At 70.0% G+C, this 23,845-nt stretch carries 30 protein-coding genes and 3 pseudogenes; 12 read left to right on the top strand and 21 right to left on the bottom strand.

Features of this window, described 5'->3' with window-relative positions; all coding sequences use genetic code 11:
• Window positions 1-22: 22 nt before the first annotated feature.
• Together JN350_RS16940 and JN350_RS16935 are read right to left on the bottom strand one after the other, a co-directional pair.
• Window positions 23-385: a hypothetical protein gene (locus JN350_RS16940; RefSeq protein WP_131879510.1), complete on the bottom strand. Its 363-nt coding sequence runs from the start codon at window positions 383-385 to the stop codon at window positions 23-25.
• Window positions 386-412: 27 nt separating this feature from the next.
• A complete protein-coding gene (locus JN350_RS16935; protein WP_205462920.1) occupies window positions 413-952 on the bottom strand; it encodes a hypothetical protein in 540 nt (179 codons plus the stop codon).
• A gap of 282 nt (window positions 953-1,234) precedes the next feature.
• Between JN350_RS16935 and JN350_RS16930 the strand changes: the two genes are divergently transcribed.
• Window positions 1,235-1,768, top strand: a complete 534-nt coding sequence (locus JN350_RS16930; protein ID WP_205462919.1) for a GNAT family N-acetyltransferase — start codon at window positions 1,235-1,237, stop codon at window positions 1,766-1,768.
• Between the two features lie 282 nt (window positions 1,769-2,050).
• Here JN350_RS16930 and JN350_RS16925 read toward each other — a convergent pair whose 3' ends face one another.
• Together JN350_RS16925 and JN350_RS16920 are read right to left on the bottom strand one after the other, a co-directional pair.
• Window positions 2,051-2,254, bottom strand: a complete 204-nt coding sequence (locus JN350_RS16925; protein WP_205462918.1) for a hypothetical protein — start codon at window positions 2,252-2,254, stop codon at window positions 2,051-2,053.
• A gap of 78 nt (window positions 2,255-2,332) precedes the next feature.
• The gene (locus JN350_RS16920) at window positions 2,333-2,752 is read right to left on the bottom strand and encodes a DUF6578 domain-containing protein (protein WP_205462917.1); all 420 of its coding nucleotides are present in this window, start codon (window positions 2,750-2,752) and stop codon (window positions 2,333-2,335) included.
• Between the two features lie 365 nt (window positions 2,753-3,117).
• On the opposite strand from JN350_RS16920, the gene JN350_RS16915 reads away from it, so the two are divergent.
• The gene (locus JN350_RS16915; RefSeq protein ID WP_205462916.1) at window positions 3,118-3,342 is read left to right on the top strand and encodes a cold-shock protein; all 225 of its coding nucleotides are present in this window, start codon (window positions 3,118-3,120) and stop codon (window positions 3,340-3,342) included.
• 196 nt (window positions 3,343-3,538) lie between these two features.
• Here the strand turns inward: JN350_RS16915 and JN350_RS16910 are convergent, their stop codons facing one another.
• Complete coding sequence (locus JN350_RS16910) at window positions 3,539-4,036, bottom strand: hypothetical protein (RefSeq protein ID WP_205462915.1); 498 nt, start codon at window positions 4,034-4,036, stop codon at window positions 3,539-3,541.
• 71 nt (window positions 4,037-4,107) lie between these two features.
• Between JN350_RS16910 and JN350_RS16905 the strand changes: the two genes are divergently transcribed.
• Window positions 4,108-4,719 (top strand): hypothetical protein, encoded by a 612-nt coding sequence (locus tag JN350_RS16905; protein WP_205462914.1) that lies wholly within the window; start codon window positions 4,108-4,110, stop codon window positions 4,717-4,719.
• 50 nt (window positions 4,720-4,769) lie between these two features.
• Window positions 4,770-5,303, top strand: coding sequence for a hypothetical protein (locus JN350_RS16900; protein WP_205462913.1), 534 nt, complete (start codon window positions 4,770-4,772; stop codon window positions 5,301-5,303).
• Between the two features lie 49 nt (window positions 5,304-5,352).
• Here JN350_RS16900 and JN350_RS16895 read toward each other — a convergent pair whose 3' ends face one another.
• The 6 genes from JN350_RS16895 to JN350_RS16870 all read right to left on the bottom strand — a co-directional run bounded on the left by JN350_RS16895 (window position 5,353) and on the right by JN350_RS16870 (window position 8,920).
• Window positions 5,353-5,493 carry a hypothetical protein gene (locus JN350_RS16895; protein WP_165901085.1) on the bottom strand — a complete coding sequence of 47 codons (141 nt, stop codon included), beginning with the start codon at window positions 5,491-5,493 and terminating at the stop codon, window positions 5,353-5,355.
• A gap of 17 nt (window positions 5,494-5,510) precedes the next feature.
• The gene (locus JN350_RS16890) at window positions 5,511-6,038 is read right to left on the bottom strand and encodes a hypothetical protein (protein ID WP_205462912.1); all 528 of its coding nucleotides are present in this window, start codon (window positions 6,036-6,038) and stop codon (window positions 5,511-5,513) included.
• Between the two features lie 11 nt (window positions 6,039-6,049).
• The gene (locus JN350_RS16885; protein ID WP_205462911.1) at window positions 6,050-6,727 is read right to left on the bottom strand and encodes a signal peptidase I; all 678 of its coding nucleotides are present in this window, start codon (window positions 6,725-6,727) and stop codon (window positions 6,050-6,052) included.
• Window positions 6,724-7,620 (bottom strand): hypothetical protein, encoded by an 897-nt coding sequence (locus JN350_RS16880; protein ID WP_205462910.1) that lies wholly within the window; start codon window positions 7,618-7,620, stop codon window positions 6,724-6,726. Before JN350_RS16880 ends, JN350_RS16885 begins: the two co-directional genes overlap by 4 nt.
• On the bottom strand, window positions 7,617-8,213 hold the full coding sequence (locus tag JN350_RS16875; protein ID WP_205462909.1) for a TasA family protein: 597 nt from the start codon (window positions 8,211-8,213) through the stop codon (window positions 7,617-7,619). Before JN350_RS16875 ends, JN350_RS16880 begins: the two co-directional genes overlap by 4 nt.
• Before the next feature lie 152 nt (window positions 8,214-8,365).
• Window positions 8,366-8,920: an alternate-type signal peptide domain-containing protein gene (locus tag JN350_RS16870; RefSeq protein ID WP_205462908.1), complete on the bottom strand. Its 555-nt coding sequence runs from the start codon at window positions 8,918-8,920 to the stop codon at window positions 8,366-8,368.
• Between the two features lie 356 nt (window positions 8,921-9,276).
• On the opposite strand from JN350_RS16870, the pseudogene pnuC reads away from it, so the two are divergent.
• From pnuC to JN350_RS16855, 3 genes and pseudogenes are all read left to right on the top strand, one after another.
• A pseudogene (gene pnuC, locus JN350_RS16865) lies at window positions 9,277-9,941 on the top strand (nicotinamide riboside transporter PnuC).
• 115 nt (window positions 9,942-10,056) lie between these two features.
• Window positions 10,057-10,380: a hypothetical protein gene (locus JN350_RS16860; RefSeq protein WP_205462907.1), complete on the top strand. Its 324-nt coding sequence runs from the start codon at window positions 10,057-10,059 to the stop codon at window positions 10,378-10,380.
• Window positions 10,377-10,766: a hypothetical protein gene (locus JN350_RS16855; RefSeq protein ID WP_205462906.1), complete on the top strand. Its 390-nt coding sequence runs from the start codon at window positions 10,377-10,379 to the stop codon at window positions 10,764-10,766. Before JN350_RS16860 ends, JN350_RS16855 begins: the two co-directional genes overlap by 4 nt.
• Here JN350_RS16855 and JN350_RS16850 read toward each other — a convergent pair.
• The 7 genes and pseudogenes from JN350_RS16850 to JN350_RS16825 all read right to left on the bottom strand — a co-directional run bounded on the left by JN350_RS16850 (window position 10,763) and on the right by JN350_RS16825 (window position 17,937).
• The gene (locus JN350_RS16850) at window positions 10,763-11,986 is read right to left on the bottom strand and encodes an ABC transporter permease (protein ID WP_205462905.1); all 1,224 of its coding nucleotides are present in this window, start codon (window positions 11,984-11,986) and stop codon (window positions 10,763-10,765) included. The two genes, JN350_RS16855 and JN350_RS16850, sit on opposite strands and share 4 nt — an antisense overlap.
• The gene (locus JN350_RS16845; protein ID WP_123338726.1) at window positions 11,983-12,909 is read right to left on the bottom strand and encodes an ABC transporter ATP-binding protein; all 927 of its coding nucleotides are present in this window, start codon (window positions 12,907-12,909) and stop codon (window positions 11,983-11,985) included. Before JN350_RS16845 ends, JN350_RS16850 begins: the two co-directional genes overlap by 4 nt.
• A gap of 145 nt (window positions 12,910-13,054) precedes the next feature.
• Window positions 13,055-14,713: pseudogene (locus tag JN350_RS16840) on the bottom strand (glycoside hydrolase family 13 protein).
• Window positions 14,714-14,817: 104 nt separating this feature from the next.
• Window positions 14,818-15,723, bottom strand: a complete 906-nt coding sequence (locus tag JN350_RS16835) for a carbohydrate ABC transporter permease (protein ID WP_123291961.1) — start codon at window positions 15,721-15,723, stop codon at window positions 14,818-14,820.
• Window positions 15,723-16,670: a carbohydrate ABC transporter permease gene (locus tag JN350_RS16830; protein ID WP_205462904.1), complete on the bottom strand. Its 948-nt coding sequence runs from the start codon at window positions 16,668-16,670 to the stop codon at window positions 15,723-15,725. Before JN350_RS16830 ends, JN350_RS16835 begins: the two co-directional genes overlap by 1 nt.
• 11 nt (window positions 16,671-16,681) lie before the next feature.
• Window positions 16,682-16,855 (bottom strand): hypothetical protein, encoded by a 174-nt coding sequence (locus JN350_RS21200; protein WP_461963242.1) that lies wholly within the window; start codon window positions 16,853-16,855, stop codon window positions 16,682-16,684.
• A 5-nt stretch (window positions 16,856-16,860) separates the two neighbouring features.
• Window positions 16,861-17,937 carry an ABC transporter substrate-binding protein gene (locus JN350_RS16825; protein ID WP_461963240.1) on the bottom strand — a complete coding sequence of 359 codons (1,077 nt, stop codon included), beginning with the start codon at window positions 17,935-17,937 and terminating at the stop codon, window positions 16,861-16,863.
• A gap of 132 nt (window positions 17,938-18,069) precedes the next feature.
• Here JN350_RS16825 and JN350_RS21195 point away from each other — a divergent pair, with 132 nt between their 5' ends.
• Window positions 18,070-18,948: a hypothetical protein gene (locus JN350_RS21195; protein ID WP_461964501.1), complete on the top strand. Its 879-nt coding sequence runs from the start codon at window positions 18,070-18,072 to the stop codon at window positions 18,946-18,948.
• Window positions 18,949-19,250: 302 nt separating this feature from the next.
• On the opposite strand, the pseudogene JN350_RS19850 reads toward JN350_RS21195, so the two are convergent.
• A pseudogene (locus tag JN350_RS19850) lies at window positions 19,251-19,922 on the bottom strand (NUDIX hydrolase); the annotation flags it as partial.
• A 57-nt stretch (window positions 19,923-19,979) separates the two neighbouring features.
• On the opposite strand from JN350_RS19850, the gene JN350_RS16810 reads away from it, so the two are divergent.
• Both JN350_RS16810 and JN350_RS16805 read left to right on the top strand, forming a co-directional pair.
• Window positions 19,980-20,513 (top strand): hypothetical protein, encoded by a 534-nt coding sequence (locus tag JN350_RS16810; protein ID WP_205462901.1) that lies wholly within the window; start codon window positions 19,980-19,982, stop codon window positions 20,511-20,513.
• A gap of 83 nt (window positions 20,514-20,596) precedes the next feature.
• The gene (locus tag JN350_RS16805; protein ID WP_205462900.1) at window positions 20,597-21,133 is read left to right on the top strand and encodes a hypothetical protein; all 537 of its coding nucleotides are present in this window, start codon (window positions 20,597-20,599) and stop codon (window positions 21,131-21,133) included.
• A 117-nt stretch (window positions 21,134-21,250) separates the two neighbouring features.
• Here the strand turns inward: JN350_RS16805 and JN350_RS16800 are convergent, their stop codons facing one another.
• Window positions 21,251-21,451, bottom strand: coding sequence for a hypothetical protein (locus tag JN350_RS16800; RefSeq protein ID WP_205462899.1), 201 nt, complete (start codon window positions 21,449-21,451; stop codon window positions 21,251-21,253).
• A gap of 162 nt (window positions 21,452-21,613) precedes the next feature.
• The gene (locus JN350_RS16795) at window positions 21,614-21,772 is read right to left on the bottom strand and encodes a hypothetical protein (RefSeq protein ID WP_205462898.1); all 159 of its coding nucleotides are present in this window, start codon (window positions 21,770-21,772) and stop codon (window positions 21,614-21,616) included.
• A 256-nt stretch (window positions 21,773-22,028) separates the two neighbouring features.
• On the opposite strand from JN350_RS16795, the gene JN350_RS16790 reads away from it, so the two are divergent.
• Both JN350_RS16790 and JN350_RS16785 read left to right on the top strand, forming a co-directional pair.
• Window positions 22,029-22,742: a GAF and ANTAR domain-containing protein gene (locus JN350_RS16790; protein ID WP_205462897.1), complete on the top strand. Its 714-nt coding sequence runs from the start codon at window positions 22,029-22,031 to the stop codon at window positions 22,740-22,742.
• A gap of 14 nt (window positions 22,743-22,756) precedes the next feature.
• On the top strand, window positions 22,757-23,515 hold the full coding sequence (locus tag JN350_RS16785; protein WP_205462896.1) for a GAF and ANTAR domain-containing protein: 759 nt from the start codon (window positions 22,757-22,759) through the stop codon (window positions 23,513-23,515).
• Window positions 23,516-23,845 lie beyond the last annotated feature (330 nt).

Genomic DNA, 23,845 nt, shown 5'->3' with positions numbered 1-23,845 from the left:
GCGGGTCGGGTCGAACTGTCAGTCAGGGGCGTTCGTCGACGAGGGCGATGAACCGGCTGCCGATCCCCTCGACCTCACGCCGGGTGAGCCCCGCGGTCGGTTCCGGCGCCTGGTACGGCTCGTGGTAGTCGCACATCAGGTAGTCCCACTCGGGCCACCACTTCTTCGGCCGCGCTTCTTCGGCGAACGCGCAGACGACGCACTCGAGGCGGACCCAGACCTTCTTGGCACCCGTCCGGTTCGCCCGCGACTGCGCGAGCCATGCGGGCGGATCCTGTTCGATCGCGTCGAGTTCGGCTTCGCTGAGACGCGAGGGGATTCCGTGGTGGGTCGCCATCTCGAGGGTGATGTCGAGTCGAACGGCGGCGTCGCGTCGGGAGAGCATCCGACAAGAGTAGGTTCTGTCGGGGGCTCAGTGCCCGTCGAGGGCGTGGCATCCGCCGTCGAGGACCCAGCCCGCGGTCGTGACCTCGGCCGTGCCGTCCCGCTGGACCTCGCCGATCAGGCACCCGGACATCTCGACCTGTGCCTCGAACAGCACCTTCTCGCCGGTCTGCGTCGTCACGATCCAGCGGTTCGGTGCTCCGACGCCGTCGAGGATCCCCTCGATCGCCGGCTGCAGGACCGGGGTCGGCTCCGCGGCGACCTCCCGCACCACCTGAGCACGTGCGACGTCGAGCGCTGCCGCCGACTCCGCGCTCAGGTCGGTGCGGTCGTGGTGCCGCTCGTTGAGCCCGTACTGCGGTGGGCTGTCGGCGCCGGGGCCGGCGCCGTCCCCGGAAGCGGCGTACGTGCCCGCGGCGCCCGTCGGCTCTCTGGTCGTGGTGCCGGTCTGCGCGCTGCTCGTCGACGGGCCGCCGGAGGCCGGGCCGCTCTCGGTGGCGCAGCCCGTCAGCAGGATCAGCGCGAGCAGCGCTCCGGTCACCGATGCGGTCGTTCTGTGGTCCCCCATGAGCGGCATCCTGACAGAGCGCGGGGGAGCGCACGGAGCTCGTCACCGGATCGTGATGCGGGAGCGTGGCCGCGACGTCGCTCCCGGGCAACCCGGGGACGATGAGGGCCACCGCGACGATGACCTTCCCGGCAGCATCGGCGGGGCCGAAGATCATCCTTGCGATTCTGAATAGGGTCAGCCAGTTGGTCACGCAGACAATGGCGGCCGCCGTCCCGGCGGCCCACCGGCGTGTGAGACGCATTCCCACCCCGAGACACCCGTGATCGATACGGTCAGGACATGGGAGAACGCCAGTTGCGCGCCGTGGTGATCCGACCGGCAGTCGCCGATGACGCGGAGAGCATCGGACGCGTCCACGCCGCATCCTGGCGGGAGACCTACGGTCACCTCGTCGACGACCCAGATGCCAACCCTTGGTTCGACGTCGATCGGCGTAGCGAGATGTGGCGCTCGAACCTCGACCACGCGACGTTCTCCACCGCAGTCGCGGTGGACCAGACGGGCGTCGTCGGGTTCGCCGCCGTACAAGCCACCCCGGAGCCCGACGCTGGCCGCCCTGAAGAGCTCACCATGCTCTACGTCCTCGCGCGTGCGCACGGAGGCGGAGCTGGTCAGGCGCTTCTCGACGCCACGCTCGGTGGACGACCGGCATCGCTCTGGGTCGCCGCCGACAACCCGCGCGCTCATTCGTTCTACCGACGGAACGGCTTCACACCTGACGGCAGCACGTCCAGCTTCTGGCCCCATCGAGACAACCGTCCCACTCGTCCGCTGATCGACCGAACAACCCGCCGCATCCACCTTGTAGCGTGACCGCATGCTCTCTGCAACATCCTCCACGGAGGGGCAGGGCAGTCCAGTGCTCGGCATCCTTGCGGTGCTTCTGTGCATTGGCTGCAGCTACATCCTTGCTTCCAGGTGGGCCAAGACGATGAGCCTCGCGGACAGCTGACTCCCGGCGCCTGGGTCGTCATCGGCGTCGTCGTGGCATTCTTCGTCATCACCACGATCTTGAACGCGACCGGGGTGTGGTGGCTTCGAACAGATCGACAGGATCGGCTTGGCCTCTTACCTGGAGGAGGTCACCAGGATCGCCTAACGGTCGCGCTTCGTTCCGCGAAGAGCGGACCGCCACAGTCTGAAGCCGGTGTAGAGCAAGAGGGCGCCGAAGACGATGTTCAGAACCGCGAGCAGGACGTCGAGGTCTGGACGACTCAAGCGCACGATCGACGTCACGATGAAGATGAGCCCGAACACGATCGCACCTGTGCCCAGTACTTTCGCGCTGACGGTGTCCATTCGCTGAAGCTACTGCTTCCGAGCGCTCGGCGAGCAACCGGCTTCCGGACGGCAGCGTCGCCGCGGACGAGGTACTCATCAGCTTCGGACGCGGACGATCCATCCGATGATCTCGCCGCGGTGCGGTCGGCGGTCGGACAGTGACGAAACGCTGTGCTGCTGTCCGCCATGGGTCTCGGGCACGGAGACGCCACGGCTGTCCGGATCGTTGACGAACCGCACCGAGACCTGGTCGATGCGAAGGATGGTTCCGCGGAGGTCTCTCCGAGACGCTCGATCCACTTCGGTGAGTTCGTCGGCGGAGAAGTCGAGCTGCAGCGGGACGTTTCGGGGCACCTTGAGGATGCGGCCGACCCACAGCTGGTCCATCGCGTACAACGCCCAGGCGATCTCATCGCCGACCGCTGCGACGTAGCCGTCTTCCTCGATCTGCCACTCGGTGAGCCAGACGTCTGTCTCCCCTTCCCTGAGGGCTGGCACCGTGTCCTCGGGCGGCACCGGCGGCGTCGGCGTTCGTGGGACAAGTGACGGACGAGTGACTCCCGACGCGGACCCGAAGATCGACTCGTACAGGCGCCGGGGCATCACGACTCTGTCCGACCGCGGGCGCTCCGGCTCGTCCTCTGGGCGCATGGCGTCAGCCTAAGCCTGCCCAACGAACGAAAGCCCGCCCAAGCAGCCGAACCGTCCGGCTGCCGATCGTCGATCGGGACACCGCGACGCCGGGCTGTGCAGCACGGCCGGGCGTTTCGTGGTGCGCCAGCCAGATGCGCGTCAGATCAGCGGCGAACTGCGTGAGGAGACTGGCCTTGAGGCGAGCATCGGCGATCTGCCCGGACCACGCTGCGCGGTAACGTGCCCTCGTGCAGAACGTCGAAGGCGAGTGCGTCTGGTGGAGCGATGAAGACGGATGGGGTGCGCTCCGTTCGGACGATGTCGAGTCGGAGGTGTTCGCGCACTTCTCGAACCTGAGCATGGACGGGTGTCACACGCTCCAGCCCGGGGATCGCGTTCGGTTCGACGTCGAGCCGTACCCACCGGGGCAGGACGGCTACTTCTTCCGTGCGCACGACGTCACGCCCGTCTGAGCCGTGCGGGGACGGGTAGACCGTTCCGCGCCGGTGGATCCATGGCCTCCGCAGTCTGCACAAGCTCGGCTCACGCGGTGGAGCCTCGCCTTCGGCTTGACCGTCGCGGGTCGCGACGTCGTCACTGAAGACGATGTCGCGGTGGTCGCGATCCACTTGGTCCGTCGAGGAGCCGATCGGCTGGTGGACGCTCCGCTCAGCGCGCCGCGGCTGCGCGGTCGGCGTAGGCGGCGGCGTACCAGCTGACAGTCGAGTCGCCCGACGTGGGCCCGATGGTGATCGAGTCGGCCGACGTCTCGACGTAGAGGTCTTCGTCGTGGCCGCACTGGACCGAGCGCGCGGCGAGCTCCCTGCCGGTGTCTGCGCCGTCGGCGATGCGACCGCCCCAGACGGCCATACGGATGGTTCCGTGTCCCTGGCAGGCGACGGACACGCGGACGTGTGCGCGCTCGCCGCCGTCTGCGATGCCCAGGGACAGCCGACTCGACGCGTCGTTGGTCCCGGCACCAGCGCCGAGTTCGCCGGGCTGTTCGGCCCACCGATCCTGGACGTTCTCCATCCAGGCGGAAGCGTCGTCGACCGGCGTCGCACGGCCGGAGCAGGCTGTGAGCGACACCACGATCACGAGCGTCAGCCCGATGACGCAACTCCATCGGCGGCGGCGAAGGCGGTCGTGCACAGACGAGGCATTCATGTCGATCACAGTGTCGTGCACGCCGGCCGCGCCCGCACCCTCCCGTTCTGGCGTCGTACGCTGGGCGAGTGGTGAGCGCGATCGTCCTCGTGATGGCCGAGTACATGGTCGACGACTCCCCGCTCTGGTTCCGCGGGTCGCGCGAGTGCATCGGGAGCGTTGATGCGGGAGGTCTCGGGCTGAGCAGGCCGCTACGCGACGACCTCAGGGCGTGGAACGACGTCTTCGATTCCCGCGGGGAGCCCGACTTCGACTGGCCGTCCGGAGCGGTCCGTGACGCTCATCGCGTCGAAGCGTTCGTGCTCGCGAGCCGTGTGCAACTCGAGCTCGGTGACAACGCTCATGTCTGGTGCGGAGCCGGCGGCGGCATCGACACGGTGGCCGAGGCGGGTACTGCCGTCGTGCTGCCGAGTGCACGACTCGGAACCGATGTCGAGTTCTTGCGTGACGGGGAGCGAGACGTCCGGTCGGCACGCGCCGCGGGCACTGGTGATGGCACCGCCAAGGCGATCGTGCACTGGCGTGCCCTCACCGAACGAGTCGGGACGCCGTTCGGTGATGCCGAGACCCGCGCCGTCGGGCTCCGGACGGCGGCGCGCATCCAAGCCGATGTCGGCGTTGGCGCCCAGGTCGTCTTCTTCGCCGGCGCATCGGGGCCGTACCGGCACGACGAGTCCGACTGAACGCACCCGGTGCGGCCGGATCGCGCCTCCTGCCCGGTAGCGTCTTCCGCGTGAGCATCCCCGACTTCGACGTCGAGCCCGCCGTCGGGCCGCGGTTCTGGATGGTGCTGCTCGGCGTGGGGAGCGCGATCACGGGGCTCCTCGCTGTCATCGGTTGGCCGTTGCCCCTGGTCTCGGGGCGAGGCGGCCCGGATCGGCACGCATGGGCTCAGACAGTTCGTTCGGTCCGGGACTGGTTCGCGTACGACGGCTGGCGCATGTCCGGCGCTTCTTGGTTCTACGGCGCCCTGGCGGCCGCGGCGTTGGCCGGCATCCTCGTGCTCCGCAACCCGGCCTGGAGCGGCACCCGGTCGTTGCTCGTCGTCGTCGTCCCAGCCGCCGCGCTGCTCGTGCTCGGCCCCGCGGCGCAGTGGGCGCTCGGGCTGCCGTGGTCGAACTACGGGGCCGGGTCGACCGGCGTGATCGCGGTCGGCATGATCGTCGCGGTCATCGTCGGTGCCGCGATCACGTGGTTGCCCCGAGCCTTCCGGCGGAGCGTCCGCTCCGACGACGACGTGAACCCGCCGCCCAGGGGCGTGCACTGAAGCCCGAGCGGCTGGAGCACCGCATCGTTGCTCCGGCCGCTGTCCCGCCTCAGTAGTCGGGGTCCTGGCGATCCTGGTCCTGCCAGGGCAGCATCCGGCCGGCGACCAGCGACAGCACGCCCCCGAACATGAAGACGAGCAGCACCGCCCACCAGGGGTTGCGTCGTTCGCGCGGCTGCTGTCCGTCCATGCCTTCACGATAGCGGGTCAGTCGGTCGCACCCCGGGGCGGTTCGACGAGCAACCCGACGCGATCGGCCAGGTAGTCGGCGAGCGGGACGGCGGAGCCCGCGGCCGGTGACCAGCGGACGAGCGGCACGTCGTCCTCGACGAAGAGCACCCCGGTCGAGCCGACGAGCGTTCCGTCCAACGCGACCGCCGTGGCGCCGTGGTTGACAGTGTCGCCGGCCGCGAAGTGTCCCTTCGCCGCAGCAGCGCGGTAGGCCCGACGGACCTCGGCCGAGACCGACTGGAACTGCGCTCGGCCTGGATCGGTCACACGGGTGATCGACCCGGTGGCCCAGACCCGACCGCCGGACTCGAGCGACGAACCGATGAGCAGGGCACCGACGCGCCACACACGGCCGAGGGACCGCATGGTCGCTTCGCGGCGGATGCCGAGCACCGCCCTCGGCTGCGCGTACTCGCCGAGCGCTTCGTCCGGTACCCCGGCGGAACGGAGCCGTCGTGCGGCGTCGTCGAGCAGTTCTCTCGCTCGCTGCACTCCGTCGGTCACGTCCACCGAGCCTAGACCGGGGCCTGCCCTGAGCCCCGGTGCGATGCGCTGCGGCGCCCGCGACCGGACGTCGCACGCCGCCCGCGACCGGACGTCGCACGTCGCCCGTGGCCGGTCGTCGAACGTCGCCGGCGGGCGGCCGCGACGGTGCCGATGGTGATCATCACGCCGCCGTACGCCAACAGGACCCCGGCGACGGTCGGGATGAGCCAGCTCCGCGACCCGTTGACGAGCTGGTTGACGACACCGATCTCGGGGATGCTGTACCAGACCAGGCCCCGGATCTGCGCGGCGGAGACGGGGTGCGGGTCGGCCTCCGCGTTGTTGTCGCCCTTGAGGACGAAGGTGCGTTCGCCGTTCGACGCCGAGGACACCGAGACCACGCGGTGGCTGATGACGGCAGGCTGGCCGGAGACGATCTGGTAGGTGACGACGTCGCCCACCTCGATGTCGTCGACGGCGGTGGGACGGACGACGAGCAGGGTGCCCGGGGGCAGCGTCGGCTCCATCGACTGGGTCAAGACCGTCAGCGGCATCGAGCCGGTGGCCTTGGGCACCACGATGAGCACGACGGCGAGGGCCGCGACGAGCAGGAGCAGTCCGGTGCTCACGCCGAGGACGACGGCGTGCACGACGGCGCGCGCGCCGGAGCGCTCGGCACGTTCGGGACGGGCGGTCGCGCGGGTCATGCGCCACACCGGATCGCCGCGCCGTTGTTCTGCGTGAAGAGCGTGACCGGGCCGCTGCCAGCGACGGTCGAGGTCGGGTTGCCGGCGCTGTCGAGGACCTTGACGGTCACGGTGAGCGTCCCGGAGGTGCCGGCGCTCGCCGGGACGTCGTTCGGGGCGATGGTGATGAACGCCGAGTAGTCCTGCGCCTTCTGGCCGACCGCGGTGGTGCCGACGAAGGCGCCGTACCAGGTGTCCTTCGGTCGGTTCGCGGCGTCCCAGCGCACCTCGACGTACCAGCCGTCGTGGTCCGTGCAGACCAGAGCGGGACCGGTGTCCGCGGCCGTCGCCGGGGTGGTCAGGGTGAAGCCGCCCTGCACGACGCCCGAGGTCCAGCTGCCGCTCGCCACGGTGAGGTTCACGTTCACGGTGGCCGTGGCGGACGCCGGCGCCGAGGACTTGGGCGTGCTGCGAGTGCACCAGATGGCCGAGGCGCCGGCGGCGAGCTTGGACGTCATGCTCGGCAGCGACGCCCAGGTGCCGGTGACCGAGCCGCTGCCGACCGCGGTGCTCGTCGTGCACGCTGCTGTCGAGGCCACGGGCCACGCGACGACGGTGACCGCCTGGGCGAGTGCGGTCGAGCTACCGGAGACGACGGACACGGTGGTCGTCGCGGTGCCAGCGAGGGAACCGGAGTTGGTCAGCGTGATCGGCTTCGTGACCGACGTCACCGTGGACGAGAAGGTGGTGGTCAGCGCGCTCGTGCCGGCGATCGAGGCGGAGACCTTGCCGATCGTGACGCTCGCGGCCGTGGTGCCGGACGCGCTCCACAGTGCCCAGGCGGCGCTCGATCCGCCGCCGACGAACACGGCGGTGAGCAGCACGGCGACGACGAGTCGGAGGCGGCGGTTCATGCGGAGACCTGCGTTCCGGTGACGGTGAGGGTGAAGTCGGTGACGGCTCCGGACACGCTCTGCGGCGCGTCGGCGTCGAGGACCAGCTCGACACAGCCGACCGTGCTCGCGCCGGGCTGCAGCGTGAACGAACTGGCGCCGGTGTCGAAGGCGGCGAGACGGCCGCTCGCGCCGGACAGCCCGGCGGTGCAGGCCGCCGCCGACGACACGTTGGTCAGTCGGAGCGTCAGCTCGCCGAGCACGGCCGCCGACGACGCGTTCGTCGCGGAGGCGACCTTCGTGGACGTCGTGGCGACGCGCATCGACAGCGGGATCGAGCCGGTGTTCTTCACGGCGAAGGTGCCGGTGACTCCGGTACCCGGTCCGAGGACGGTCGTGTTCATCGTCGACAGGGTGCCGACGGTGATCGTCGCCGTCGCGGACTTGACGGTGGTGGCCGCGGTGCTGGCGGTGCCGTTCCAGAGGGCGTAGGTCCCGCCGACGCCGAGCAGTGCCGTGGCGACCGCGACGACCAGGGCGAGTGCGACGGGCAGGACCCACCGGTGGCGTCGCGCCGCGCGGTGGCGGCCCGCCGTCGTCGGTGTCCCGGTCATGTGCGTCCCCTGGTGCTCGTGAGCCTCTGCTGGTGCGGACCACACGTGGCCCAGACGGACCACAAGGGGCCCAGACGGGCCACAAGGACCCGGGCGGGCCGCGACCGGCGGATCAGGGGCCGGTCGTGGCCCGCGTCAGTGCGATCGGTGGATCAGGAACCGATCGCGGTCTGGGTGAGGGTGAAGGCCAGGGCGCCGACGTTGATCGATCCGTTCTGCCCGGTCGTCGCCGAGGACGGCAGCGTGATCGTGAAGACGACCTTGACGGCCGAGGTGGACGCCGACGGCGAGACGACGAAGGTGTTCGCGTTCGACGTCGACTGCACGACGGTGGCGCTCGAGGACGTCACGGCGAGGGTCTTCTGCGTCGCGGCGAGGAGTGCGGAGTCGCCGGTGATGGACTGGCTGGCGTAGGTCAGGTTCGCCTTGAGGTCCTGGCCGGTCGCGCCGATGTTCAGCGTCTGCGTGAACTGGAACGTGTTGCCCGGCACCATCAGGGCGGTGGTGGGGTTGATCGCGGTCGAGCGGCCGTTCGTGATGTCCGTCCAGGCGCCGTCGTTGTTCGCGCTGAGGGTCAGCGTGCCGGAGCTCACCGAGGACGCGGCGCTGGAGGCGCTGGCGTTCCAGAGGGCGAAGGTGCCTGCTCCACCGAGGAGGAGGGCGATGCCGGCTGCGCCGGCGATGGTGCCGGTGACGATCTTGTGCATGGGGGAGTGGTCCGTTCTGCGCTTCGGGGCGCGCTGAGCACCACCGGCTCGTGATTCGGGTCGTCGTGCCGGTGGGACGGTGTCATCGACCTCGCGGGTGAGGGGTCGCGGCTGACCTTTGCCGAGAACGGTCGCCGGGCTCCGGAGCGCAGATCTGCTGCTCGGGCGGGCTGGACTCGCTCTGGTGACGACGCTACTCGTCCCCCAAAGTGCGGACAAGTGGGAACATGCTTTCGCATGGACCCAAAACGGGGGTGATTTTTGTCCACCCTGTGGAGGACATGTTTGTACCCCGATCGTCACTGGAATGCGGGACGTCCCCCGGCCGTTGCACCGACCGGAAACGAGGAGGGCCCATGGGCATCGTGCGCTGGCTGTTCGACGCGCAGATCGTCATCGGCGACCAGACGGTGCTCTGGCGCGAGGTGATCGGCAACGTCTTCGGGCTGCTGAGTGCGCTCGGGGGATGCGCCGCAAGGTCTGGGCGTGGCCGGTCGGTCTGGTCGGCAACGCGCTCCTGTTCACCGTCTTCATGGGCGCGCTGTTCGACACCCCGAACCCGGTCAACCTGCTCGGGCAGGCTGGCCGCCAGGTGATGTTCATCATCGTGAGCATCTACGGCTGGTACCGCTGGACCCACCGCCCCGACGACACGTCCACCGTGATCGAACCGCACTGGGCGTCGTGGCGGACCCGCCTCCTGCTGGTCGTCGGCATGGTCGGCGGGACCGCCCTGCTCACCCCGGTGTTCCGCGCCCTCGGGTCGTACGAGCCGGTGTGGAGTGACGCGTGGATCTTCGTCGGCTCGCTGCTCGCGACCTACGGCATGGCGAAGGGCTGGGTCGAGTTCTGGCTCATCTGGGTCGCGGTCGACCTGGTCGGTGTCCCGCTCCTGTTCTCGGCCGGGTACTACGCGTCGGGCCTCATGTACGTCTTCTACGGCGTCTTCACGCTGACCGGCTTCTTCGTCTGGGCGAAGCAGCGGGTGAAGCCCGCGGCGGCCCCCGTCACGGTCGGCTGAAGACTCGGCTGAACGGCCCGCCCACTTCGATCCGGTCCACGCCGATCCGGCGCGGATGTGACGGCCCCCGCTCTGGGACGAGACAATGGGGTACCGCACACGATGGGATGGTCGGATGGAACCCCTGCACGGCGAACGCGTCGAGGACGATGAATCCCTCGCCGAGCGCACCGTCCGCGGAGCGATCCGCGCCTACCGGCTGCACCCCTTCGACGCGGTCGACGCCTCGGTCGTGGCCGAGGTCGCGGGCATCCCGCTCGAGACCGTGGAGCGCTTGTTCCCCGCGTGGGAAGCCCTGTTGCTGGTGACGTACGACCGGTGGACACAGCTGCGTGGCACCCGTCGGAAGGCTCCGCCGGCGTGCACGATCGACCACGTCCGGCTGACCCTGGCCGAGGACGTCGCCGACCCGGGGCTCGTCCGGGTCCTCGCGGGGTGATCACCGTCGCGAGCTCGGAGTCCGGCTTCGCCGAGCTGTTCCGCAAACGCTTCGACGAGTACGTCGAGCAGCTCAGCAACGGTCTGCAGCGCGACTTCGACAACGGTACCGAGGAGTCGGCGATCCCGGCGTACCAGGCGGCCACGCAGCTGCTCGCGGTGTACGAGGGACTGCAGATCCAGATGCTCGTCCGGCCGCACATCGACGTCATGGTGGAGTTCGACCGGTCGGTCCGGACGCTCCGACAGGGCTGGAAGCAGCACGAGCTGCCGTCGTGGGACCTCGACGCCGACGTTCCCGAGCGCGAGACGCCGCAGCGCCAGCGATCGGCGGAGCACCAGCAGGCCGCACGCGAACCCGAGCGGGAACCCCAGAGCCGTCCCTAGCGGGAGACCGACCGTCGTCGCCACGACGCGATCTGCCGCAGCGTCACCTTCGACCCGTACTGCGCGACCGAGTGCCGGAACAGGTACTCGGCGAACCAGAGCAGCAGGCCGGCGGCGACGAACACCTCGACGATGCAGACAACCGACTCGACGACGTTCAACGAGCCGACCGCGTTCCGCACCATGGCGGTGATGGGTGTGAACGTCGGGAAGTACGTGAAGAACGCGGCGACGGGCGACGTCGGGGTGGTCATCACGAAGAACGCCGCGTAGAGCGGGATGATCAGGGCGAAGATCGCGGCCGACTGCAGTGCCGAGGCGTCCTTGATCGACGGCACCGCGGCACCGACGGCGACGAACAGCCCGGACGCCAACAGCACGCCGCCGACGAGCAGCAGCGCGCCGACGAGCATGCGCCACGGGTCGATCGTCAGCCCGCCGAGCTGCGAGGCGACGAGTGGCAGGACGGCGAGCATCCCGACCAGCCCCGGGATGACGAACACCCCGACCTGCACGAACCCGACGAGCAGCATCGCGATGACCTTGCCGCGGATCAGGTCGCCGGCGGTGACGGCGGTCAGGATCATCTCGGAGATGCGGTTCTCCTTCTCCTCGACCACGACGGTCACCATGCGTGCCGCGAGCAGGATGACGAGTCCGAAGAAGGCGGCGACGTACAGGAACGGCGGCACGATCGACAGCCAGCCCGGCGCGACCTGCCCGTCGGCGTAGGTCGTGACGTCGGTGGCCGGTGGGGAGCGCAGGAGTTCGACGGTCTCGGGGTCGTCGACGGTCGCGGCGACGCTCTGCTCGAGCACCCGTTCGGCGAGCGACGAGTAGCCGCCGTTCGCGAACAGGCCGCGGTCGGCGGCGTCGACCCGGATCGCGGCGGAGGAGGGTGACGCGGGGAACTCGATGAACGCATCGAGGGTGCCGGAACGCACGGCGGCTCGGTCGGCGTCGGCGTCGGTGGACGGCGACCCGCCCCACTTCGCCGCGACGGACTCGGACACCAGCCCGGAGTGGTCGACGTAGCGGAACGGGGTCTTCGTGGCCGACGAGCCCGAGACGACCGAGTCGGTGCCGGCTGCCTGTCCGATGCCGACGAGCAGGGACACGATGACGATGACGACCGGCAGCGCGAGCGTGCCGATCCAGAACGCGGGCTTCTTCACCGCGCGGACGAACTCGAACCGGACGACGGTGCCGAGGCGGCTCACGCTGCTGCCCCCGCGGCGGCGAGCGCGTCGTGGCCGTAGACCTGCACGAAGATCTCGTCGAGCGGGATCCGACGCATCTCGAACGCGGTGACGCGGACACCGTCCGCCACGAGTGCGGCGAGGATGTCGGCACCGTCCGGCGCGGCGGCGGACGTCGGCACGAGGTAGGCGACGTGCCCCTCGTGCCGCGCGAGCTTGTACAGCGGCGAGCGGGGGACCGGTCCGTCGAGGCCGACCCGAGCGACGGCGCCGCCGAAGGCGTCCTGCACGTCGGGGATCGACCCGTAGGCGGCAGCGGTGCCGTCCTTGAGCAGCAGGATCCGGTCGCAGAGCCGTTCGACCTCGTCCATGTGGTGGGTCACGAGGATGACGGTCGCACCGTCGGCCTTCCGCTCGTCGACCAGGTCGAGCAGCAGCCGTCGGTTCACGGGGTCGAGGCCCTTCGTGGGTTCGTCGAGGATGAGCAGCCGCGGCCGGTCCATGATCGTGATGCCGAGCTGCACCTTCTGCTGCTGCCCGCCGGAGAGCTTGTCGACGCGGAGCTTGGCACGGTCGGCCAGGCCGACGCGTGCCAGGTAGTCCATGCTCCAGGCCGTCGCCTCGGGACCCCGGAGCCCGCGGAGCCGTCCGAAGTAGGACATCACGTCGATGACGGATTCCTTGCGGTAGAGCCCGCGCTCCTCTGGCAGGTACCCGATGCCGCCGGTGGCGGGCCGGTACGGCTGGCCGTCGATGGTCAGGGTGCCCGCGGTCGGGGTGGTGATGCCGAGCAGGGCACGGATCGTCGTGGTCTTGCCGGAACCGTTGCTGCCGAGCAGGCCGAACGTCTCGCCGGCGGCGACGTCGAACGACAGTCCGTCGACCACGTTCCGGTCCCCGAACCGCATGACGAAGTCCTGCACGCTGATGGTCGCCCCGCTCATGCGGCGACCCTACCGGCAGCGGCTGACGTCTCGGATGCCGGTCGCGACCCGAGATGGTGACCCCACTGCGGGCGGGAGGCCCGTGGCCTGCCAACCACGAGCCTCCCGTCCGCCACCTGGTCGCGTCCACGACGCGCACCCTGCGTCAGGAACGCAACCAGGCCGTCCCCACGCCCGTGAGAGCACCGTCTGCCACCGGCGCCGAGGCGAGCAGCAGCTCGCCGGCGGGGAGTTCGTAGGGCTCGTCACCGAACACCGTCACGCTCGTCCACCCGTTCGGGCGTCGGAACGCGAGCACGTCGTCGCGGCCGGTCTCGAGCCACTCCAGGTGCTCCTCGGACTGCAGCTGCCCGCGCAGCCCGAGGGCCTTCCGGTACAGGTTCAGGGTCGAGTCGGGGTCGGTGTCCTCGGCCTCGACGCTGGCGTCCGCGAACCACGCCGGCTGGGGCAGGTGCGCGGTCCCGGAACCGAAGCCGAACGACGGGCCGGACCGGATCCACGGGATCGGGACACGGCAGCCGTCGCGGCCGACGTCGACGCCCGGGTTGCGGAAGAAGGCGGGGTCCTGGCGGTCGGCGTCGGGGATGTCGCCGACCTCGTGCAGGCCGAGTTCCTCGCCCTGGTACAGGTAGGCAGAGCCCGGCAGCGCGAGCTCGAGCAGGGTCGCGGCCTGCGCACGGCGTAGCCCCAGCGAGCGGTCGAGCGCGTCCTGCGACCCGCCGGCGAGCAGCCACGCGCCGCCCTGCTTGTCGGGGAGCCGTTCCGCGCCGGCAGCGCGTAGCGGGTCGCGTGCCGCACCACGTCGTGGTTCGAGAACACCCACGTGGTCGACGAGCCGGACTGCTCGGCCAGACCGAGGTTGAACTCGATGATCTCCTTGAACGACCCGGCGTCGAAGTCGGCCTCGAGCAGGTCGAAGTTGAACGCCTGCCCCAGACCGTCGGCGCTGGCGTACCGGGCGCGGCGGTCGGCGGCGACCCAGGCCTCGGCGACCGCGGTGCGTGCCGGCGTGTACTCGTTGAACACGGTCCGCCACTCGGCGTAGATCTCGTGCACGTCGTCGCGGTCCCACAGGGGTGCGAGCCGTCCTTCGGGATCTCGGCGAGCTCCGCCCAGGTCGGCAGGGCTCCGGACGGCAGGTCCTTCGCGAGCCCGTGGGCGACGTCGATGCGGAAGCCGTCGACGCCGCGGTCCGACCAGAAGCGCAGGGTGTGCAGGAAGTCGTCGCGGACCTCGCGGTTCGCCCAGTTCAGGTCGGGCTGCTCCTTGGCGAAGGAGTGCAGGTACCACTGGCCGTCGCCGACCGCGGTCCACGCCGGGCCGCCGAAGATCGAGATCCAGTCGGCCGGAGCCTGCTCGCCGGACGGCCCGGTGCCGTCGCGGAAGACGTAGCGGTCGCGGGCGGGGAGCCCTTCGGCGCGGCGAGCGCCTCGCGGAACCACTCGTGCCGGTCGCTCGTGTGGTTCGGCACGACGTCGACGATCACCCGGATGCCGGCGGTGTGCAGCGCCTCGACCATCCGGTCGAAGTCGTCGAGCGTGCCGAGCCTCGGGTCGACGTCGCGGTAGTCGTCGACGTCGTACCCGCCGTCGGCCAGCGCGGATGGGTAGAACGGGCTGAGCCAGACGGCTTCGACACCGAGCGACGCCAGGTACGGCACGCGCTCGGTGATGCCGGGCAGGTCGCCGATGCCGTCGCCGTTCGCGTCCGCGAAGGAGCGGGGGTAGATCTGGTAGACGCTCGCCTGGCGCCACCAGGTCTCGTCGGCGCTGGTGGTGGCGGGCTGGGCGAGGGTGTCGGTCACGACGGGCCTTTCGTGGTTCGTGGGGTTCGCGGGGTTCGTGGCGGTGACGGTCGGTTCGGTCGTGCCGGCCGGGTCGGTCGTGCCGGCCGGGTCGGTCGTCTTGCTCACTTGATGGCCCCCTGGGTCACACCGGCCATCACCCATCGCTGGGTGACGAGGTAGACGATGATCGCCGGGGCCATCGCCATCAGGTACGAGGCGAACGACACGTTGTAGTTGTTGCTGAACTGGGTCTGGAACATCTGCTGCAGCACCGGCAGGGTCTGCAACGCCGGGTCCGAGGTGATCAGCGACGGCATCACGAAGTCGTTCCACGACGCCAGGAACGCGAAGATGCCGACGGTGGCGCTCATCGGTGCCAGCAGCGGGAACACGAGCCGCCAGAACACCTGACCGGTGCTCGCGCCGTCGATGCGGGCGCTCTCCTCGAGCTCGGCCGGGATCGACCGCAGGAACGCGGTGAACAGCAGCACGCTGAACGACAGCTGGAACATGACGTGCAGCAGTGCGACGCCGAACGGGTTGTCCAGGTGGGCGAGTCCGGTGAGCTTCACCTGCGAGAGCGCGAGTACCGGGAACGGCAGGAACATGGCGGCGAGCAGGTAGAAGAACGACCAGCGGAACAGCCGACGGTCCCAGTTCCGGGCGATCGCGAACGCCGTGAACGACGCGAGCAGGATCGTGCCGACGACGGTGATCGCGGCGACGAGCACCGAGACACCGAACGCCCGCGGGAAGTCGGTGAGCTCCCACGCCTGCACGAATCCGTCGACACTGAACGGTGCCGGCAGCGAGAACGCGTTGCCGTCGACGGCCTGGCCGGTCGTCTTGAACGCCATCGTCAGGGTGACGTAGAGCGGCACCAGGATCGAGAGCGCGCAGAGCACGAGGACGACGGTGACGGGCCAGTTGGCGTTGCCGCCGCGGCGGCCGGCGGTTCGGTCGGCGTCGACCGATCTGATGCTGCCCGTCTTCGTCGTCCCCGGACGGAGGGGTGTCTGGATGGTCATCAGAGCGCTGCCTTCCCGCGGGTCGCCCGCAGCTGGATCACGGCGATGACGACCGCGATGATGAAGAAGATCGTGGCGTTGGCCATCTGGTAGGCGTAGTCGCCGCCGTTGAAGCCCTTGAAGATCGACATCGCGACGCTCGTGGTCGAGGTGCCGGGGCCACCGTCGGTCAGGCCGACGATGATGTCGTACGAGTTCAGGAAGTTCTTGAACCCGATCACCAGGTTGATCAGGATGTAGCCGGCCGTCAGCGGCGCGGTGATCGAGATCAGCTGACGCCACGCGCTCGCGCCGTCGAGGGCCGCTGCCTCGTAGACCTCGCCGGGGATCGACAGCACCCCGGCGATGTAGATGAGGAGCGTCGACGGGATCGCCTGCCACGCGGTGACGATCACGATGGCGACCCACGCCAGGTCGGGGTTCGCCAGGATGCTCTGCTCGAGCGGACCGAAGCCGATCGCACTGGCCAGGGCCGGCAGGCTGTTCGCGAACAGGAACGAGAACACGTACGCGATGACGATGCCCGAGATGACCATCGGCAGCACGAACACCGCGCGGAGGGCGATCTTGCCGCGGATCTTCGAAGTCAGGGCGATGGCGAGCAGGAACGCGACCGCGTTGACGACGATCACGGTGACGAGCGAGAACCCGAGGGTGAACAGGTACGCCTGCAGGATCGCGGGGTCGGAGAACACCGCGACGTAGTTCGTGAGACCGATGAAGCGGAACTCACCGAAGCCGACGGAGTTCGTGAAGCTGAGCACGATGCCCATCACGGCCGGCAGCGTGATGGCGAGCGTGAAGAGCAGCAGGGTGGGGAGCAGGAAGGCGAGGAAGAGCGGTTCGATCCGCTTCCGCTTGTGGGTGACGGACTGGAGGCCCGGGGCGGTTCCGCCACGTCGGCGGCGGTCCGCCGTCGTGATGGCTTCGGTGGTCGTGGTTGCCATGGGACGTCTCCTTACGCGGCCGTGCGGAGCGCGAGACGCGCCCAGTCGGCGTCGAGGGTGCGGAGCTGGCGCTGCGGGTCGCCGCCGAAGGCGATCGACTGCGCGTAGTTCGCGACCGGGATCTCGGCGGGGATGAGCTGCGACGCACCGAGGTAGAAGGCGGCGTCGTCGTAGTACGACTGCATGCCGGTCAGCGCCGGGTTCGACGCCGGGGAGCGTCCTTCCGGACACCGAAGCCGTTGTTGTCGGCGTTGTACTCGTCATTGACCTTCGACTGCATCAGGAACGTCAGGAACTCGCGGGCGGCCTCCTGCTTGCGGGACGCCTCCGGGATCCAGAGCGCCAGGTCGACGTTCACCCGCACCTTGTTGTCCGCGGCGTCGTCGGTGACGGGCAGCGGGAAGGTGCCGAGGTCCATGTCCTTGTTCGTCTTGGCGATCTCGCCGAGCGCCCACGGCCCCTGCAGGTACATCGCGGCCTTGCCCTGTGCGAACGCGAGGTTGCCGTCGCCGTACCCGCGGCTGGCGACACCGTCCTGGTGCCACGCCCGCAGCTGGGTCATGCGTTCCATCGGCGTCCGAAGGTCCTTCTCGAACGAGACCGACGAGTCCTTGCCGACGCTCGTGCCCTCGCGTCGCAGGGCGTCGAACGTCTTCGGGGTGTCGATCGCACCGCCGACCGTGTAGTCGAACATGCCCTGCGCGATCGTCCAGTTGTCCTTGAAGGTCCCGTAGATCGGGGCGATGCCGGCCTGCTGCAGGCGCTCGCAGAGGTCGGCGAACAGTGCCTTGTTGTAGATCACCGAGGCGGCGGTCACCGAGTACGGCAGCGCGCTCTTGCGGCCCGGGTAGTCGGCGGTCTGCTGCATGAGCGGCCACAGGTCCGGGTTGATCGTGTCGGCCTGCGACAGGTCGGAGAGGTCCGTCAGGGCTCCGTGCTCGACGAATGGCACGACCGAGAAGTTGTAGTTCCAGCAGCCGAGGTCCGGCGGCCGGTTCCGGACGAAGTTCGCGGACATGCTCGAGGTCGAGTCGCGGACGACCCGCACCTTCGACTGGCTGTCGTGGAACTGCGCGATGACGCCGTCGAAGTACCCGATGACCTCGGGCTTCGAGACGTAGAACGTGATGGTCTCCGGCTTGGCGCTCGAGGACCCGATCGGGGCGCACCCGGCGAGCGCGAGCCCGCTGGCGATGCCGCCGGCTCCGAGCAGGAACGAGCGTCGACTCACCGATGCCGCCGTCCTGGTCGTGGCGTGTGGTTGCACGTCGTCTCCGTCCGTCCGGACCCGGCAGCCCTGCCGTTCCGTCCTGCGATCGGCTCCGATGCCGACTGCGAGACTAAATCTATCGACAAAATCTAATTACGCAAGGAACTCGTTGCGCGATAAGGTCACGGCATGCCGCCACCCCGTCGAACGAGCGCCGAGACACTGCTCGCGCACGCCTTCGACGCTGGCGCCTTCACCGCGACCGAGGCCATCGACGCCACCGGCCTGACCCGCTCGACCGTGCTGGCCGCGTGCGAGGAACTCGTCCGGCTCGGCTGGCTCCACGAGCTCGACGACGCCCGTGCCGCCGGGGAGTACCGGATCGGTCGGCCTGCCCGTCGCTACGAACTCGACACCGCCGCCGGGGTCGTCGTCGGGGTGGACGCCGGACAGCACCGGGTCACCGCCATCGTCGCCGACCCGCGCGGCACCGTGCTCGGTCGCGCCGAAGGGGCACTCGGGGAGTCGGGACTCGAGGTCCCCGTCCGGCTCGCAGTCCTCGCCGACACCGTGGACGACGCGCTCGCCGCCGCCGGTGCCGATCGTTCCCGCGTCCTGGTCACCGTCGTCGGCATCCCCGCGCCGGTCGACGCCGGCGGCGCATCGCCGGGCGACGGTGGCTTCTGGGACCGGATGAACCCGGGCTTCGCCGGCGCCGTCCCGCACGGCCGCGTCGTCGTCGAGAACGACGCGAACCTCGCCGCACTCGCCGAGCGGCCGTCCTCGGGGACGCCTCGTTCGCCGCGCTGCTCTCCGGCGAGCGGTTCGGCAGCGGCCTCGTGGTCGATGGAGTGCTGCTCCGAGGTACCCACGGCGGCGCGGGGGAGATGCGCGTGCTCGACATCGTCCAGGGCGTGGGGTCGTCGGACGGCATCGGCGCGACGGCGCGGACGCTGGTCGCCGAGGCCGTCGCTGCGGGCGAGGTCCGCCCGGGCAGTCCGCTCGCGGTGGACGCCGGTGCCTCCGCCGTGTTCGGAGCGGCGCAGGACGGCGACGCCCTGGCGCTGACGATCGTCGACCGGCTCGGCGATCGGCTCGCCCGCGTCTGCGTCCTGCTCGCCAGCCTGCTCGACATCGACCGCGTGGTGGTCGCCGGTGCGATCGCCCAGCCTGCGGTCGCCGTCATCGACCGGGCCCGTGCGCTGCTCGACGGCTGGCACTTCGACCCCGTGCCCGACCTGGTGGCGTCGACGCTCGGTGGCGACGTCGTCGTCATCGGGGCCGTCGCCCACGCGGTGGACGCCGTCCGTGCTGATCCGCTGTCGTTCCCGCTGGTCGACCCTGCTGTCGTCAGTGCCGACGGTCGAGGGAAGCTCCCGCGTCCGGTCCCAGTCCTCGGTCCACCCGAGCCGGTCGAACAGCGCATCCAGCAGCATCGCGGTGAACCCCCACACCAGGTGGCCGCCGTGGTCGTCCACGGTGAAGCCCGGTCCGCGCCACTCCTGACGGCCCCGGCGGATCACGGTCACCCCGCGGTTCGCCGGGTCGAGCAGGTCCGCCACGGGGACCCGGAAGACCGCGGCCGACTCGCGCTCGTCGACGACCCGGATCGGCGACGGTTCCCGCCACCACCCCAGCACCGGGCACACCAGGTGGTTCGAGAACGCCAGCGGCACCGCGGGCAGCGTGCCGAGGACCTCGACGCCCATCGGGTCGAGCCCGGTCTCCTCGTGTGCTTCGCGGAGGGCAGCGGCGACGGCGTCGGCATCGCCCGGGTCGATCCGTCCACCGGGGAACGCGACCTCGCCCGGGTGCGCGCGCAGGGTCGTGGCGCGGGCGAGCAGCAGGACGTCCAGGTCACGCGGGACGTCGGCGGCGACGGCCGGGCGGTCGCTGGGGGTGCGGTCGAGCGCGCCGAAGAGCATCAGGACGGCGGCGTGCCGCGGGCTGGCCGTGCCGCCCGGTTCGACGAGCGGCTCGGCGTCGCCCCACCCGGTCGCCGCGACCCCCGCCAGTGCCGCCCGTGCGCGCCCGTCGTCCATCACCCGCCCACCCTAGGCGTTGGCCACGAGCCGTCCGGCGATCGGTAGGTTCGACCCATGGCAACCGAACGTGTCGATGAGAGACCCGCCGACGAGCACGATCCCTACGCCCGCCGCCCCGGCTACGTGACGGGCGTCGACGGTCGAACCGACCGGACCACCACGGCGATGGTCGTCGGCATCGTGGCCGGCTTCCTCGCGCGGGTCGTCCTCGGTTTCCTCGGCCTGGCCGAGTGGGCCGCGCTCCTCGGTGGCATCGTGATCGGCCTCGTCGTGTGGCTCGTCCTCCGAGCGCTGCGGCGCCGTGCAGACCGGATCGCGGGTCGGTCGCCGGACGCCGTCCCGCAGGCTCGCGACCGTGCCATCGCCGATGCGAACGGTGGCCGCCGGTTCTTCATCGCCCCGAACCCGGTCGTGGTCATCGTGATGGGCGGGATCTTCGTCGCCGTGGGCGTCGCGCCCCTCGTGTTCGACGGTGCAACGGTTGCCGGGCTCCTGACAGCGGTGCTGGTCATCGCGAGCGGCCTGTTCTTCGTCGTGCAGGGCATCGGCACGCTCGTGGTCCGCCGGCGGGAGCGCAGCGGCCAGTAGCAGCGCGAGTACCCAGCGGACTCCCGGATGTCGTCGGCATCGTGGAAGAACCGAGGACGACTCGAACACGACGAGGGGACACCGTGGACCGCTTCCGAAGGCTGCCGTTGCCGGCGCTGCTGCCCATCCTGTTCGTGGTGCTGTGGTCGGTGTGGTTCGCGACGGGCCTCCTCACCGGCTCCGATGACTTCGTGCCTTTCGAGCGGGCGATCGGTGCGATCGCGTACGCGACGATCGCGACCGCGGGGTTCGGCATCGCGATCGCGATCCGACGACGTCGAGCAGGCGGCACTGAGACGGCGGTGGGCATCCAGCGCGCCGTCCGGACCGGCGTCCTGCCGGAGTCTGCCGATCCCGTGGTGTGGGCACGCGAGCTCGACTCGACCCGGTGGCGGTACCGCAACAACCGGGTGGTCGTCCCGATCGCGGGCGTGCTGTTCGCAGCGTTCTCGGTCTGGGCAGCACTCGTGATCAGCCCGTGGTGGTGGTTGCTGCTGGGGCTGTTCGTGGGGATGTGCGCGTACTCCGTCTGGGAGACCCGACGGGCACTGCGGAACATCGACCACCTGCTGACAGCCCTGCGCGGAACCTGGACCGTGCAGCAGTCCAGCAGTCCGTGAGCCAGGGCGTCCCGGGTCCGGAGCGGCGCTGGAACCACAACACGCACTTCCATTCCCGAGTGCTCGATGCCGTGCCGGACGGCGCGAGCACCGCTCTGGATGTCGGGACCGGTCAGGTCAGCGGGAGGCCGAGCGGACCATCATGAGGCCGACGAGCGCGGTGAGGAGTCCGAGGAGTCCTACCGCGACGCCGGCGACGCTGAAGAGCGTGCCCCACGCGGCGATGGTGAGTACCGCCCCGATGAGCACCGCGATGATCGCGGTGGCTGTGAGTGCTGGCCCGTTTCGGTGGTGCGTGGTGTGCGGTTCAGGATGCATGGAAGAAGTCCACGTACCGCGGCTCGCCGGGAACGGCTGCCACCCTGCGTTGCACCGCACGAGCGATCACAGCCGGATCGGTCAGGCCGGTCCGACGACGCCACGTCTCACGGGTGGTCGGGTGTTCATCGAAGCGCGCCGGCGGCGCGTACGTGGACGGCATCACGGCGCCTCTTCGACCGCGCGCACGATGGGCGCAAAGTCGGGCCAGCGGCTGTCGGGGAAGGTGTACCGGTCGGGCACGGGATCAGGGGCGCGCCCGACCGGTGGTCCATGGTGCGGAAACGGCGAACCGCTGAGGTCGAAGCGCTGCGTGGTCACGGTGTCATCCCTGTTCGTCATCGAGAATCCGGGTGGTTCCGGCGACCAGGGGCTGGGGCAGCTGCCAGCCAACGTAGGGCCGGGACGTGTGCGTCGCAAGGCACACCGCGTGTTCCGGATGCACCGCATGCAGTGCAGGGCAGTACGGTGGGCGGCGACCACGGTGCCCGGACCCCGCGCTGGTGACAGCGAGGAGATGAGCCGTGCGCGGACAGGACCGGTTGCGCAGCATCCAGGGTGTTCGAGGTGCGAGCTGATGCCCCCGAGCGACGACTTCACCCGCGCCGCCGCCGCACTGCACGGCGCCGACGTCGGTGATGACTTGTGCGCACCGTTCCTGTCGGCGCTGCCGGTGACGGGTGTTGCGATCTCCACGGTGGGGAACCCGTTCGGGTCCGAGACCGTGTGCGCCAGCGACGCGACCGCGGCGCAGCTGGACGAGATCCAGCTCGATCTCGGCGAAGGACCCTGCTGGGAAGCGGTGCGCACTCGCACGCCGGTCCTCGAACCCGACGTGCAGGCCGCGACTTCCGCGCGGTGGCCGGTCGCGTTGCAAGCGATGCGGGAGGCCGGGCTGGGGGCGGTGTTCGCGTTCCCGATGCGCCTCGACACGCTCGACATCGGCGTCGTGGACCTCTACATGCGCGTCCCCGGCACCCTGGAAGATCAGCCGGTCCAGGAGGCGCTCGCGTTGACCGAGGCCGCGGCCCGCGAAGTGCTCCGCCGTGCGTTGCTGCGCGTCGAATCCGGAGCAGACGGCGGCTCGGACGCGGCCGCCGGGGCATACTCTCGCCGTGAGGTCCATCAAGCATCGGGCATGCTCGCAGCGCAGACCGGCGCCGACGCAGACGACGCCTTGCTGATCCTCCGAGGTCATGCGTTCGCCGCCGGTCGTCCCGTTCGCAGCCTCGCCGCCGACGTCGTCGCCCGGGTCGTCGATTTCACCGACCGCAACGACGTTGCACCGTAGGGAAGGAAGCAGACATGACCCACACCCGAGAGCACCGACTCGTCGACGCGTTCGTGACCGTCACCGACACGCTCGTCGCCGAGTACGACGTCGTCGAACTGCTGCAGTCCCTGGTCGACAACGCCACTGACCTGTTCGACGCTTCTGCTGCCGGCATCATGCTCGCCAATCCGCGGCAGCAGCTCGAGGTCATCGTGTCGACGAGCGAACGCAGCAACCTCATCGGACTGATGCAGCTCGAGGCCGGCGAGGGCCCGTGCGTGGAAGCGTTCACCACCGGTGCGGCTGTGTCCGTGGCGAACGCCGACGAGATGCGCCGCCGGTGGCCGCACTTCGCTGCAGCGTCCGAGCTGGCTGGCTACGCATCTGTGCATTCCATCCCGCTCCGCCTGCGCGACACCACGCTCGGGTCGATGAACCTGTTCCGCGAATCCCCGGGCGAGCTCAACGAGGAGGATGCCATCGCCGCGCGGGCACTGACGGACGTCGCGACGATCAGCATCCTGCAGCAGCGCAGCGTCGACCACGCCGCCCTCGCGCAGGAGCAGCTGCAACGTGCGCTGAACACCCGTGTCGTGATCGAGCAGGCCAAGGGGTTCATCTCGCACACGCACCAGGTCGACATGGACACCGCGTTCCAGCTCCTCCGCCAGCACGCACGCTCCCACCAACAGCCCCTCGCTGAACTCGCCCGCGCGGTGGTCGCGCGCGACACCATCCTGCCCGCCGCCGCCGCCGCCACCGAGTCCGCGGGTCAGCAGCACAGTTCGTGACGGGGGACGATCGAGGGGTCTGCCGTTCCCATCTGGTCCGCCACTGAGCGTGCAGCCGCATTGCGCAGGACGCCGAGCTGGCCTTGCGGCTCGAAACGCCGCACCCCTACGGTTGCGAGCAGCTGCCCCAGCCCTTGGTCGCCGGAACATCTGACGTCTCCGATGACGACCAAGGAGCAACGATCTGCGCGCAGCCTCTCGCTCGACGTGTTGCCGTCGAGTCGTCCCGTACCACCGGTCGGGCATCGACCCGAACGCATGCCCGACCGGTCTTCCCACCCCACCACGAGGCGTGGCCACCCGGCCTGATGACGCAGCAGTACGGCGCCG

It is taken from the genome of Curtobacterium sp. 24E2 (assembly GCF_016925595.1).
Classification (GTDB): Bacteria; Actinomycetota; Actinomycetes; order Actinomycetales; family Microbacteriaceae; genus Curtobacterium.
The sequence above is the reverse complement of the archived record's forward strand: the minus strand, read 5'-3'. Positions and strand labels throughout refer to the sequence as shown.

Excerpts from the sequence above, each read along its gene's own strand:
- JN350_RS16810 (WP_205462901.1), top strand. The coding sequence starts at position 19,980 with ATGGCAACCGAACGTGTCGATGAGAGACCCGCCGACGAGCACGATCCC.
- JN350_RS16895 (WP_165901085.1), bottom strand. The coding sequence starts at position 5,493 with ATGGACGGACAGCAGCCGCGCGAACGACGCAACCCCTGGTGGGCGGTG.
- JN350_RS16935 (WP_205462920.1), bottom strand. The coding sequence starts at position 952 with ATGGGGGACCACAGAACGACCGCATCGGTGACCGGAGCGCTGCTCGCG.
- JN350_RS16870 (WP_205462908.1), bottom strand. The coding sequence starts at position 8,920 with ATGCACAAGATCGTCACCGGCACCATCGCCGGCGCAGCCGGCATCGCC.
- JN350_RS16940 (WP_131879510.1), bottom strand. The coding sequence starts at position 385 with ATGCTCTCCCGACGCGACGCCGCCGTTCGACTCGACATCACCCTCGAG.
- JN350_RS16835 (WP_123291961.1), bottom strand. The coding sequence starts at position 15,723 with ATGACCATCCAGACACCCCTCCGTCCGGGGACGACGAAGACGGGCAGC.
- JN350_RS16845 (WP_123338726.1), bottom strand. The coding sequence starts at position 12,909 with ATGAGCGGGGCGACCATCAGCGTGCAGGACTTCGTCATGCGGTTCGGG.
- JN350_RS16860 (WP_205462907.1), top strand. The coding sequence starts at position 10,057 with ATGGAACCCCTGCACGGCGAACGCGTCGAGGACGATGAATCCCTCGCC.
- JN350_RS16875 (WP_205462909.1), bottom strand. The coding sequence starts at position 8,213 with ATGACCGGGACACCGACGACGGCGGGCCGCCACCGCGCGGCGCGACGC.
- JN350_RS16830 (WP_205462904.1), bottom strand. The coding sequence starts at position 16,670 with ATGGCAACCACGACCACCGAAGCCATCACGACGGCGGACCGCCGCCGA.
- JN350_RS16880 (WP_205462910.1), bottom strand. The coding sequence starts at position 7,620 with ATGAACCGCCGCCTCCGACTCGTCGTCGCCGTGCTGCTCACCGCCGTG.
- JN350_RS16790 (WP_205462897.1), top strand. The coding sequence starts at position 22,029 with ATGCCCCCGAGCGACGACTTCACCCGCGCCGCCGCCGCACTGCACGGC.
- JN350_RS16800 (WP_205462899.1), bottom strand. The coding sequence starts at position 21,451 with ATGCATCCTGAACCGCACACCACGCACCACCGAAACGGGCCAGCACTC.
- JN350_RS21200 (WP_461963242.1), bottom strand. The coding sequence starts at position 16,855 with ATGCAGTCGTACTACGACGACGCCGCCTTCTACCTCGGTGCGTCGCAG.
- JN350_RS16885 (WP_205462911.1), bottom strand. The coding sequence starts at position 6,727 with ATGACCCGCGCGACCGCCCGTCCCGAACGTGCCGAGCGCTCCGGCGCG.
- JN350_RS21195 (WP_461964501.1), top strand. The coding sequence starts at position 18,070 with ATGCCGCCACCCCGTCGAACGAGCGCCGAGACACTGCTCGCGCACGCC.
- JN350_RS16925 (WP_205462918.1), bottom strand. The coding sequence starts at position 2,254 with ATGGACACCGTCAGCGCGAAAGTACTGGGCACAGGTGCGATCGTGTTC.
- JN350_RS16910 (WP_205462915.1), bottom strand. The coding sequence starts at position 4,036 with ATGAATGCCTCGTCTGTGCACGACCGCCTTCGCCGCCGCCGATGGAGT.
- JN350_RS16930 (WP_205462919.1), top strand. The coding sequence starts at position 1,235 with ATGGGAGAACGCCAGTTGCGCGCCGTGGTGATCCGACCGGCAGTCGCC.
- JN350_RS16785 (WP_205462896.1), top strand. The coding sequence starts at position 22,757 with ATGACCCACACCCGAGAGCACCGACTCGTCGACGCGTTCGTGACCGTC.